Raw genomic sequence first — 10,179 nt, 5'->3', positions numbered from 1 at the left:
GGGGAATAGGGGAATAGGGGTGTCTCTTCCCTACTTCCTTACTGCCCTACTCCCCTACTCCCCTACTCCCTTATCAAGCTGCCAGATCGCGCAGCACGTACTGCAAAATGCCGCCGTTCTTGAAGTAGTCGAGCTCGTCCAGCGTATCGATGCGGCAGATGATCGGGATGTTCTTCACCGTGCCGTCGCCGTAGGTGACCTTGGCGGTCATCTTCTGGCGCGGCTTGATGGCGTCCAGGCCGTCGATCTCGACCAGCTCGTCGCCCTTGAGGTTGAGCGAGGCCCATGAGGTGCCGTCCTCGAAGACGAAGGGGATGACGCCCATGCCGACCAGGTTCGAGCGATGGATGCGCTCGAAGGACTGGGCGATGACAGCGCGGACACCCAGGAGATTTGTTCCCTTGGCCGCCCAGTCGCGCGAGGAGCCGTTGCCGTATTCGACGCCGGCGAAGATGACCAGCGGCACGCCTTCCTTCTTGTACTCCATCGCGGCGTCGTAGATCGACATCTCCTCCTTCGAGGGATAGTGGATCGTGTAGCCGCCCTCGCGGCCGTTCTCACCCAGCATGTGGTTGCGGATGCGGATGTTGGCGAAGGTGCCGCGCATCATCACCTCATGGTTGCCGCGCCGCGTGCCGTACTGGTTGAAGTCGGCGACGCCGACGCCATGCTCGGTGAGGTACTTGCCGGCCGGCGAGGCGGCCTTGATCGAGCCCGCCGGCGAGATGTGGTCGGTGGTGATCTTGTCGCCGAAGAGGCCGAGCACGCGCGCGCCCTTGATGTCGCCGATCTTGCCGAAGCCCGATGTCATGCCGGCGAAATAGGGCGGGTTCTGCACATAGGTCGAGCTGTCGTCCCAGGCATAGGTCTGGCCCTCTGGCGCCTTGACCTTCTGCCAGTACTCGTCGCCCTTGAAGACGTCTGCATATTTGCGGGCGAACAACTCGCGCGTGACGTTCTTCTCGATGAACTCCTGGATCTCGGCCGCGCTCGGCCAGATGTCCTTGAGGTAGACGGGGTTGCCGTTCCTGTCCTCGCCAAGCGGCTCGGTGGTCAGGTCCTTGGTCACCGTTCCGGCCAGCGCATGGGCGACGACCAGCGGCGGCGAGGCGAGATAGTTCGCCTGCACGTCCGGCGAGACGCGGCCCTCGAAGTTGCGGTTGCCGGACAAGACCGCGGCGGCGATCAGGCCCTTATCGTTGATGGTCTTGGAGATCGGCGCCGGCAGCGGGCCGGAATTGCCGATGCAGGTGGTGCAGCCGAAGCCGACCAGGTTGAAGCCGATCTGGTCGAGCTCCTTCTGCAGGCCGGATTTTTCCAGGTATTCGGCGACCACCTGGCTGCCTGGCGCCAGCGAGGTCTTCACCCACGGCTTCTGCTTCAGGCCCACGCGGTTGGCGTTGCGGGCGAGCAGCCCGGCGCCGATCAGCACGCTCGGGTTCGAGGTGTTGGTGCACGAGGTGATGGCGGCGATGACGACGTCGCCATGGCCGAGATCGTGGTCGGTGCCTTCGACGGCGTAGCGCTTGGAGATATCGGCGGCCTTCTTATACTCGGTCTCCATCGCCTTGGCGAAGCCGGCCGGAATGCCTTCCAGCGCGACGCGGCCCTCAGGGCGCTTCGGGCCTGCCATCGACGGCACGACGTCGCCGAGGTCGAGCTCGAGCAGGTCGGTGAAGACCGGGTCGGCGGAGCCGGCGTCGCGCCACATGCCCTGCGCCTTCGAATAGGCCTCGACCAGCGCGATGCGGTTCTCGTCGCGGCCGGACATCGTCAGGTAGCGGATGGTCTCGCTGTCGACCGGGAAGAAGCCGCAGGTGGCGCCGTATTCGGGCGCCATGTTGCCGATGGTGGCGCGGTCGGCCAGCGTCATGTTGGAGAGGCCGGGGCCGAAGAACTCGACGAACTTGCCGACGACGCCCTTCTTGCGCAGCATCTGGGTTACGGTGAGCACGAGGTCGGTGGCGGTGACACCTTCCTTGAGCTTGCCGGTGAGGCGGAAGCCGATGACCTCCGGCAAGAGCATGGAGACGGGCTGGCCGAGCATGGCCGCCTCGGCCTCGATGCCGCCGACGCCCCAGCCGAGCACGCCGAGGCCATTGATCATGGTGGTGTGCGAATCGGTGCCGACGCAGGTGTCGGGATAGGCGGTGGTTTCGCCGTCCTCGCTGTTCGTCCACACGACCTGGCCGAGATATTCGAGGTTGACCTGGTGGCAGATGCCGGTGCCGGGCGGCACGACGCGGAAGTTGCGGAACGCCTGCTGGCCCCATTTCAGGAACTTGTAGCGCTCCTCGTTGCGCTCATATTCGAGCTCGACATTGCGGGCGAAGGCCATCGGCGTGCCGAACTCGTCGACGATGACGGAGTGGTCGATGACGAGATCGACCGGCACCAGCGGGTTGATCTTTTCCGGATCGCCGCCGAGCGCCTTGATGCCGTCGCGCATGGCCGCCAGGTCGACCACCGCCGGAACGCCGGTGAAATCCTGCATCAGAACGCGGGCCGGACGGTAGGCGATCTCGACGCCGGCGGTGCCCTTGTCGGTCAGCCAGCCGGCCACCGCCTGGATGCTTTCCTTGGTGACCGAGCGGCCGTCCTCGTTGCGCAGCAGGTTCTCCAGCAGCACCTTCATCGAATAGGGCAGCCGGGCGATGCCGGCGAGGCCGTTCTTCTCGGCCTCGGTGAGGTCGAAATAGACATAGTCAGCGCCACCCGCGGTCAGGGTGCGGCGGCATTTGAAACTGTCCAGGGATTTTGACACGTGCGATCCGTCCTTGTCTGTTCAGCCTGAAAGGGAACGGACGCCGATGGCATGCAATCACGCGCAAAGGTGCGGGTACGGCCATTTCCGCTGTCCGCTCCCAAGCAACCCGAGCCGTTCAAGGCGGCGCGTGCGCTGGTTCGGCGCTAATTCTGTTCCCGAGCCGACCGCTGGCACGGATGAACCGCATATAGAGAATTTCCTGGAATAGTTCTAGACAGTCGAAAGGCAAATTTGTGCGATGCGGCGACGGCCGCGAAACGGCGCTTTCGGAACGGGCAATGATGCGGCTGATCGCCGAAAATCTGGGCGGCGAGCGCGGCGGCGAGACGGTCTTTTCCGGCATCGGCTTTGCGCTCGAGAAGGGCGAGGCGCTGGTCGTCACCGGGCCGAACGGCGCCGGCAAATCGACGCTGCTGAGGGTCATCGCCGGTCTGCTGCGCGCCGCCGAAGGGCGGGTCCAGGTCGAGGCCGGCGGCGAGGCTTTTCCCACGGTCGCTGCGGCGTCACACTATCTCGGCCATCTCAACGCGATGAAGACGGCCTTGAGCGTGGCGGAGAATCTGCGCTTCTGGCGCGACTTCTGCGGCGAGCCGGCGCTCGGCGTCGACGAGGCGCTGGAGACCGTCGGGCTCGGCGGCATCGGCCATCTGCCGTTCGGCTATCTCTCGACCGGCCAGCGGCGGCGGGCATCCATTGCAAAACTCCTGGTCAGCCACCGGCCGATCTGGCTGCTCGACGAGCCGACGGCGGGGCTGGACAAGGCGTCCGAGGAACGGTTCGCGGGGTTGATGCGCGGGCATCTGGAGGAAGGCGGGATCATCGTGGCGGCGACGCATCTGCCGCTGGGGTTGGAGGGGGCGAAGGCGTTGAGGATGGGGGAAGCCAGTTGAGGTTGTCGCTCTGTCACCCCCCTCTCTGCCCTGCCGGGCATCTCCCCCTCAAGGGGGGAGATCGGCAGTTCGCGCGCCCCGCCAGCTTCCTTATGTTGAAAATTGGCGAAAGCCGAAGTGACATCCAATCTCCCCCCTTGAGGGGGAGATGGCCGGCAGGCCAGAGAGGGGGGCCTGGGCGCAGGCATCTCAACCCATGCTAGCCCTCTTCCTGCGCGACATCCGCCTCTCGATCCGCGCCGGTGGCGGGGCGCTGACGGGCGTCATCTTCTTCCTCGCCGTCATCGCCACCATCCCGTTCGGCGTCGGCCCGGATCTCAACCTGCTTGCCCGCATCGGCCCGGCGATCCTGTGGATCGCCGCCCTGCTTGCCTGCTTGCTCGGCCTCGACCGGCTGTTCCAGGCCGACCGCGAGGACGGCTCGCTCGATCTTCTGGTGCTGGGCCACGATCGCCACATGCTGGCGCTGATGGTGCTGGTGAAATGCCTGGCGCATTGGGCGGGAAGCGTGCTGCCGCTGGTGGTCGCCGCACCCTTGCTGGGGCTGTTCATGAACATGGAGGCGGCCGGCATCGGCGCCACGGCGCTCACGCTTCTCGTCGGCACGCCGGCCATCACCTTCATCGGCGCCGCCGGCGCCGCGGTCGCGGTGGCGCTGCCGCGCGGCGGGCTGCTGATCTCTGTGCTGGTGCTGCCGCTCACCATTCCGGTGCTGATCTTCGGCGTTTCGGCCAGCTATGGCGCGGTGGCCGACCCGGCGCCGTTCCTGCAGCCTTTCCTCATTCTTGCCGCGCTGACGCTGTTTCTTGCCGTGCTCGGACCGCTGGCGGCGGCTTTGGCACTGCGCCACGGGACGGACTGAGGCTGCGGCGCGGCGGCCGATTGCGAAGCTGGAACGGCAAGGCTAAGGGAAAGCATGATCGAACAGGGCAACATGGCCGGACCGGAAAGCCGCATCCACGTGGAGCGGCTGCCATGAGCGCGCATGCGCTCTATGTCACGGCCGCCTATGCCATCACGGCGCTGGTGCTGGCCGGGCTGGTCGCATGGATCCTCATCGACCAGCGCGGCCGCAAGCGCGATCTTGCCGAGCTGGAAGCCGCCGGCGTGCGCCGGCGCTCCGACAAGGGCGCCGAGGCCGTCAAGGACAAGGGCGCGAAATCATGAGCGGCGAGAGCACGGAGACCGCAACGCCGGCGCGGTGGCGGCGCCTGTTCGTGCTTTTGCCGCTGCTGGTGTTCCTCGGGCTGGCGGGGCTGTTCCTGTCGCAGCTTCTGTCCGGCCGCGACGTGTCGGAAGTGCCGTCGGCGCTGATCGGCCTGCCGGCGCCGCAGACCAACCTGCCGCCGCTGGAAGGCAGCGCCTTGCCGGGGCTCGATTCGAAGGCCTTCGCCGGCAAGGTCACGCTGGTCAACGTCTTTGCCTCGTGGTGCGCGCCGTGCCGCGACGAGCATCCGGTGCTGCTCGCTCTGTCGAAGGACAAGCGTTTCGTGCTGGCGGCGCTGAACTACAAGGACGAGCCCGCGAACGCCCGCCGATTCCTCGGCGAGGTCGGCAATCCCTACCAGGCGATCGGTGTCGACGAGGCGGGCCGGGCGGCGATCGACTGGGGCGTCTACGGCGTGCCGGAGACCTTCGTCGTCGGCAAGGACGGCAAGATCGCCTACAAGCATGTCGGGCCGATCACGGCCGAATCTGCGGAAACTCTGCTCTTGCCGCAGATCGAGAAGGCGCTGGCGGCGCATTGATATCAGGTGATGGCGGCCTGCGAATCGCGGCTTCCTGCGCGCTTCCGGTGCTCACGTACCTAAGTACGCTCCGCTCCGGTTCTCGGAATCCACCATTCTCGACTCGGCCTGACCTGAATCTCAACGCGCCTGACGGCGCGGAGCTGGTTGGGGCGAAAAACTCAGCCGTAGATCTGCTTGTGGATCTGGTAGAGCATCTCGGAGCGGTCGGCGCGCATGTCGGCCAGATCGCGGCTGGAGAAGCTGTCGATTTCGGCGACGAGGCGGTTGTACTGCTTGCGCTTGGCGATGCTGCTGCGAGCGCGGGAAACAAAGTTGTCGAAGATCATGACGAGGGTCCTTTCGTGCCGCGTTCTGGCGGCGAATTGTTCCTCCCTTGATCGATACGGAGCATGACATAGGAATAGTGCGTTGCAAAAAGAAGATGTTGCAATGCACCATTGCGCTGAACGCATAGCCGGTTAACCGGCCGTTGCCGCCGAGCAAACCTGATTGAAGGCCGCCAAGGCCTCAAGAGACGGTGAAGCCGTCATCACCGATCTTGCCATATCGCTCGCCGGCTGGCTTGATCGCGACCGACTGAATGCCGGGAGGAAATGCATGGCGGCCGCCGACTACTACGAAATCCTCGATCCGCGTTTCGCGCGGTTGTTCAACTCCAACGCGCAAGTTGAGAAGCTGTTCACCGGATGCCGCTGGGCGGAAGGCCCGGCCTGGTTCGCCGCCGGCCGTTATCTCGTCTGGTCGGATATCCCGAACAATCGCATGCTGCGCTTTGACGAGACCGACGGCGGCGTCAGCGTGTTCCGCCAGCCGTCGGGAAATTCCAACGGCAACACGGTCGACCGGCAGGGCCGGCTGGTCACCTGCGAGCATTCGGGCCGCCGCGTCAGCCGCACCGAGCATGACGGCTCGATCATCGCCATCGCCGACAAATGGCGCGGCAAGCGACTGAATTCGCCTAACGACGCGGTGGTGAAGTCCGACGGTTCGATCTGGTTCACCGATCCGAGCTACGGCATCGACACCGACTATGAAGGCGACAAGGCCGAGAGCGAGATCGGCGCCTGCAACGTCTACCGGGTCGATCCGGACAGCGGCGAGATCGATGCCGTCATCACCGACATGGTGAGGCCCAACGGGCTTGCCTTCTCGCTCGACGAAAGCAAACTCTATGTCGCCGACACCGGGCGCACCCACGGCGCCAAGAACCCTGCGCATATCCGCGTCTTCAACGTCGGCAAGGGCGGCAAGAAGGTCTCCGGCGAAAAGGTCTTCGCCGACTGCACGGCCGGCCTGTTCGACGGCTTCCGGGTCGACGAGGACGGGCGCATCTGGACGAGCGCCGCCGACGGTGTCCATTGCTACGATCCGGACGGCACGCTGATCGGCAAGGTCAAGGTGCCGGAGGTCGTCGCCAACTGCGTGTTCGGCGGCAACAAGCGGAACTGCCTTTACATCGCGGGCACGACATCGCTCTACATGGTGCGGCTGATGGTCAACGGCGCCAAGACGTATTGACGGCTCGCGGGAGAGCGCCCCTCCATGCCGTGACCTTCGACGTCGGTGCAACGGCGCAGAATTCTGTAACCGTTGCAATGCCTTAGCGTAGCGGCATGGCTCCTAGGGTCTGCGCTGCGTCGCTTCGCTCCAGGATGACGACCTCATGTTCGACTGCGTATAGACGCCGCGAAACCCTGCACCGCCGCGCGCATCGCCAGCCGGTTCTCGGCCGTCGTCAAGATCGCCTCCATCTCCGGCGGCTTCTTGCCGATCAGGACGATCTCCAGCGCCGTCTCCTCAAAGAGGACGAAAGACATGGTGCGCATGATCTCGCTGAGCGCGGCGCGGGCGTAGAGCGAGCGCGGCGAGGCGTGCACCAGCATGGCCGGCTTGGCGACGGCGGCGTCGCGCGACACCAGCCAGTCGAGCGCGTTCTTCAGACCGCCCGGCACGCCATGGGCATATTCCGGACAGGAGATGATGACGCCGTCGGCCGCCGTGACGGCCTCGATCAGCGCTGCCGCTTCCGGTGGCGTGCGCTCGCCCTCGTCATCCGGGTTGAAGATCGGCAGCCGGCCAAGTCCGTCATAGAGGGTCACGCGGCAGCCGGCCGGCGCGTTTTGAGCCAGCGCCGCGAGCAGCGCCGAATTGGTCGAGGTGGCGCGCAGGCTGCCGGAAATGGCAAAGATGTTGAGCAAGGGGGAACTGTCCGGGCGAATCGAGCCCGAGGCTACCACATGGTCTGCCGGTAATCCTGGTCCAGCTCGCGGTCGATGTCGCCGGCCGCCTCGGCGAGCGCCAGCTGGTCGCGGATGATCTGGCCGAGCGTCGGCAGCGTCGCGCGGTCGTACCAGGTCTCCGGCTTCCACAGATCCGAGCGCATGAAAGCCTTGGCGCAGTGCATGTAGGCCGCCTTGACCGACACCACGACGACGCTCTGCGGCTCCTTGCCGTCGACGGCCAGCCGCCCGCGCAGGCCGGCATCGACGGTGATGCGGGCGTCGCCGTTGACGCGTAGCGTCTCGTTCATGCCGGGAATGAGGAACAACAGCCCGACCGAGGGATTGCGGACGATGTTCTCCAGCGTGTCCAGCCGGTTGTTGCCGGGCCGGTCGGGGATGGCGATGGTGTTGTCGTCGAGGATGGCGGCGAAGCCGGGCTTGTCGCCTTTCGGCGTCACGTCGGCATTGCCGGCGCCGTCGGAGGAGCCGATCAGCACGAAGGGGCTCTTGCCGATGAAGGAGCGGCAGTGGCCGTCGAGCGCCTTCAGCTCCTTGCGGATGGGGCCGTCGGTCGGTCGGGGCGTCTTGTAGATCGTCCTCAGCTCGTCGCGCGTGGTGAGGAATTCCATGCCCGTCCCCCTCTCAGTTCTATTTGCCGGCGTTCTCTTCCTTGGCCTTTTCCTCCAGCGAATGGCGCATGATCAGCGGCATCTGGCTGAAGGTGAAGAGAAGCGTGATGGGCATGATGCCCCAGACCTTGAACGTAACCCAGGCATCGGTCGAGAAATTGCGCCAGACGACTTCGTTGACGATGGCCAGGAAGAGGAAGAACAGCCCCCAGCGGAAGGTAAGCTTCCTCCAGCCCTCGGTGTCGAGGCTGAAGGCGGAATCGAAGACGTAGCCAAGCAGCGACTTGCCGAAGAACAGGCCGCCGAGCAGCACGCCGCCGAACAGCGTATTGACGATGGTCGGCTTCATCTTGATGAAGATGTCGTCCTGCAGATAGAGCGTCAGTGCGCCGAAGACGAAGACCACGACACCCGACACGAGCGGCATGATCGGCAAGGTGCGGGTCAGCAGCCAGGACGCCATCAGCGCGATGGCGGTGGCGCCCATGAACAGGCCCGTGGCGACGAAAATCGGTCCGCCGAGCTCGCCCAGCGCCGGAAATTTCTGCACCAGCCATTCGCCGCGCGCATTGGCGAAGAAGAACACCAGCAGCGGGCCGAGCTCGAGCAGCAGCTTGAGCGCCGGGTTGACGCCTTCCTTCTTCTGTTTCTGCGGGTCGGACGGGTCGCGTTCGAGGATGTTCATGGAAGTCCTTGTTGTCCCGAAAGTCGGCGCTTTTGGGATCGTTCAAGCCACGCCAGCGATCGCCCTGGCGAATTCGCTGGCTGAAAAAGGTTCGAGGTCGTCGACCTGTTCGCCGACGCCGATGAAATAGACCGGCAGCCTGTGCTTGGCCGCGATCGCCACCAGAATACCGCCGCGCGCCGTGCCGTCCAGCTTGGTCATCACCAGGCCGTTGACGCCGGCGACGTTGCGGAAGATCTCGACCTGGTTGAGCGCATTCTGGCCGGTGGTGGCGTCGACCGTCTGCAGCACGGTGTGCGGCGCTTCCGGGTCGAGCTTGCCGAGCACGCGCACGATCTTCTCGAGCTCCGCCATCAGCTCGGCCTTGTTCTGCAGCCGGCCGGCGGTGTCGATGATCAGCACGTCGGAGCCGGCCTCCTTGGCCTTCTCGAAGGCGTCATAGGCGAGGCCGGCGGCATCGGCGCCGAGCTTGGAGGCGATGACCGGCGATTTCGTCCGCTCACCCCAGATCTTGAGCTGCTCGATCGCGGCGGCGCGGAAGGTGTCGCCGGCGGCGAGCATTACCGACAGGCCGCCATCGGTCAGCTTGGCGGCCAGCTTGCCGATGGTCGTGGTCTTGCCGGTGCCGTTGACGCCGACCACCAGGATGACATGCGGCTTGTGGCTGAGGTCGAGCTCCAGCGGCAGCGCGACGGGGGTCAGCACCTTCTCCACCTCGGCCGCCATGACCGAGCGCACCTCCGTGTCGGAGACGTCCTTGCCGTAGCGGCTGGAGGCCAGCGCATCGGTGACGCGGAGCGCGGTTTCCAGGCCGAGATCGGCGCGGATCAGCACGTCCTCCAGGTCCTGCAGCGTGTCCTCGTCCAGCTTGCGCTTGGTGAAGACGCCGGCGATGTTGCCCGAGAGCTCGCGCGAGGAGCGGGCAAGCCCGTCGCGCATGCGCTGGAACCAGGAACGCCGCGGCGCCGGCTCCGGCGCCTTTTGCACCTCGGCCTTCTGCTCGACCTTTTTCGCGACGGTTACCTTGCCGGCGGACGGCGCGGGCCTTGGCTGCGGCGCGGGGACGGCTTCTGGCTCGGGTGCAATCTCGGCAAGGATCCGCTCCGGTTCGACCGGCGCAGGCTGGCGAATAGGAGGAGAGATTTCCGCCGGCGGAGCAGGCTCCAGTGACGCCAAATCCTGTGGAGGTCGGCGCTGCCCCTCACCCTTACCCTCTCCCCGTGAAGGACGGGGAG

The 10,179-nt window shown here is 65.6% G+C and carries 11 protein-coding genes; 5 read left to right on the top strand and 6 right to left on the bottom strand.

The window, feature by feature from the left end; all coding sequences use genetic code 11:
* Positions 1-73: 73 nt before the first annotated feature.
* Positions 74-2,764 (bottom strand): aconitate hydratase AcnA, encoded by a 2,691-nt coding sequence (gene acnA, locus EN738_RS24035; protein WP_127285881.1) that lies wholly within the window; start codon positions 2,762-2,764, stop codon positions 74-76.
* A gap of 284 nt (positions 2,765-3,048) precedes the next feature.
* Between acnA and ccmA the strand changes: the two genes are divergently transcribed.
* The 4 genes from ccmA (at position 3,049) to EN738_RS24010 (ending at position 5,405) form a co-directional block, all read left to right on the top strand.
* Positions 3,049-3,657, top strand: coding sequence for a heme ABC exporter ATP-binding protein CcmA (gene ccmA, locus EN738_RS24030; RefSeq protein ID WP_127285882.1), 609 nt, complete (start codon positions 3,049-3,051; stop codon positions 3,655-3,657).
* A gap of 196 nt (positions 3,658-3,853) precedes the next feature.
* Positions 3,854-4,519, top strand: coding sequence for a heme exporter protein CcmB (ccmB, locus tag EN738_RS24020; protein WP_127285880.1), 666 nt, complete (start codon positions 3,854-3,856; stop codon positions 4,517-4,519).
* A 113-nt stretch (positions 4,520-4,632) separates the two neighbouring features.
* Positions 4,633-4,824 carry a heme exporter protein CcmD gene (gene ccmD / locus EN738_RS24015; RefSeq protein WP_127285879.1) on the top strand — a complete coding sequence of 64 codons (192 nt, stop codon included), beginning with the start codon at positions 4,633-4,635 and terminating at the stop codon, positions 4,822-4,824.
* Positions 4,821-5,405, top strand: a complete 585-nt coding sequence (locus EN738_RS24010) for a DsbE family thiol:disulfide interchange protein (RefSeq protein ID WP_127285878.1) — start codon at positions 4,821-4,823, stop codon at positions 5,403-5,405. Before ccmD ends, EN738_RS24010 begins: the two co-directional genes overlap by 4 nt.
* A gap of 161 nt (positions 5,406-5,566) precedes the next feature.
* On the opposite strand, the gene EN738_RS24005 is transcribed toward EN738_RS24010, so the two are convergent.
* Positions 5,567-5,734, bottom strand: coding sequence for a hypothetical protein (locus EN738_RS24005; RefSeq protein WP_127285877.1), 168 nt, complete (start codon positions 5,732-5,734; stop codon positions 5,567-5,569).
* 271 nt (positions 5,735-6,005) lie between these two features.
* Here EN738_RS24005 and EN738_RS23995 point away from each other — a divergent pair, with 271 nt between their 5' ends.
* Positions 6,006-6,926: an SMP-30/gluconolactonase/LRE family protein gene (locus tag EN738_RS23995; RefSeq protein WP_127285875.1), complete on the top strand. Its 921-nt coding sequence runs from the start codon at positions 6,006-6,008 to the stop codon at positions 6,924-6,926.
* A gap of 143 nt (positions 6,927-7,069) precedes the next feature.
* Here the strand turns inward: EN738_RS23995 and EN738_RS23990 are convergent, their stop codons facing one another.
* The 4 genes from EN738_RS23990 to ftsY form a co-directional block, all read right to left on the bottom strand.
* Complete coding sequence (locus EN738_RS23990; RefSeq protein ID WP_127285874.1) at positions 7,070-7,606, bottom strand: NADPH-dependent FMN reductase; 537 nt, start codon at positions 7,604-7,606, stop codon at positions 7,070-7,072.
* A gap of 32 nt (positions 7,607-7,638) precedes the next feature.
* Positions 7,639-8,259: a pyridoxamine 5'-phosphate oxidase family protein gene (locus EN738_RS23985; protein ID WP_127285873.1), complete on the bottom strand. Its 621-nt coding sequence runs from the start codon at positions 8,257-8,259 to the stop codon at positions 7,639-7,641.
* Positions 8,260-8,278: 19 nt separating this feature from the next.
* Positions 8,279-8,944 carry a septation protein A gene (locus tag EN738_RS23980; protein WP_127285872.1) on the bottom strand — a complete coding sequence of 222 codons (666 nt, stop codon included), beginning with the start codon at positions 8,942-8,944 and terminating at the stop codon, positions 8,279-8,281.
* Between the two features lie 42 nt (positions 8,945-8,986).
* Positions 8,987-10,179 (bottom strand): signal recognition particle-docking protein FtsY (gene ftsY, locus EN738_RS23975; protein ID WP_245494645.1); only part of this gene is annotated, 1,193 nt, incomplete at its 5' end.

The sequence above is a fragment of the Mesorhizobium sp. M4B.F.Ca.ET.017.02.2.1 genome (assembly GCF_003998955.1).
Classification (GTDB): Bacteria; Pseudomonadota; Alphaproteobacteria; order Rhizobiales; family Rhizobiaceae; genus Mesorhizobium; species Mesorhizobium abyssinicae.
Note: the sequence above shows the minus strand (reverse complement) of the source record. Positions and strands in the feature narration are given on the sequence as shown.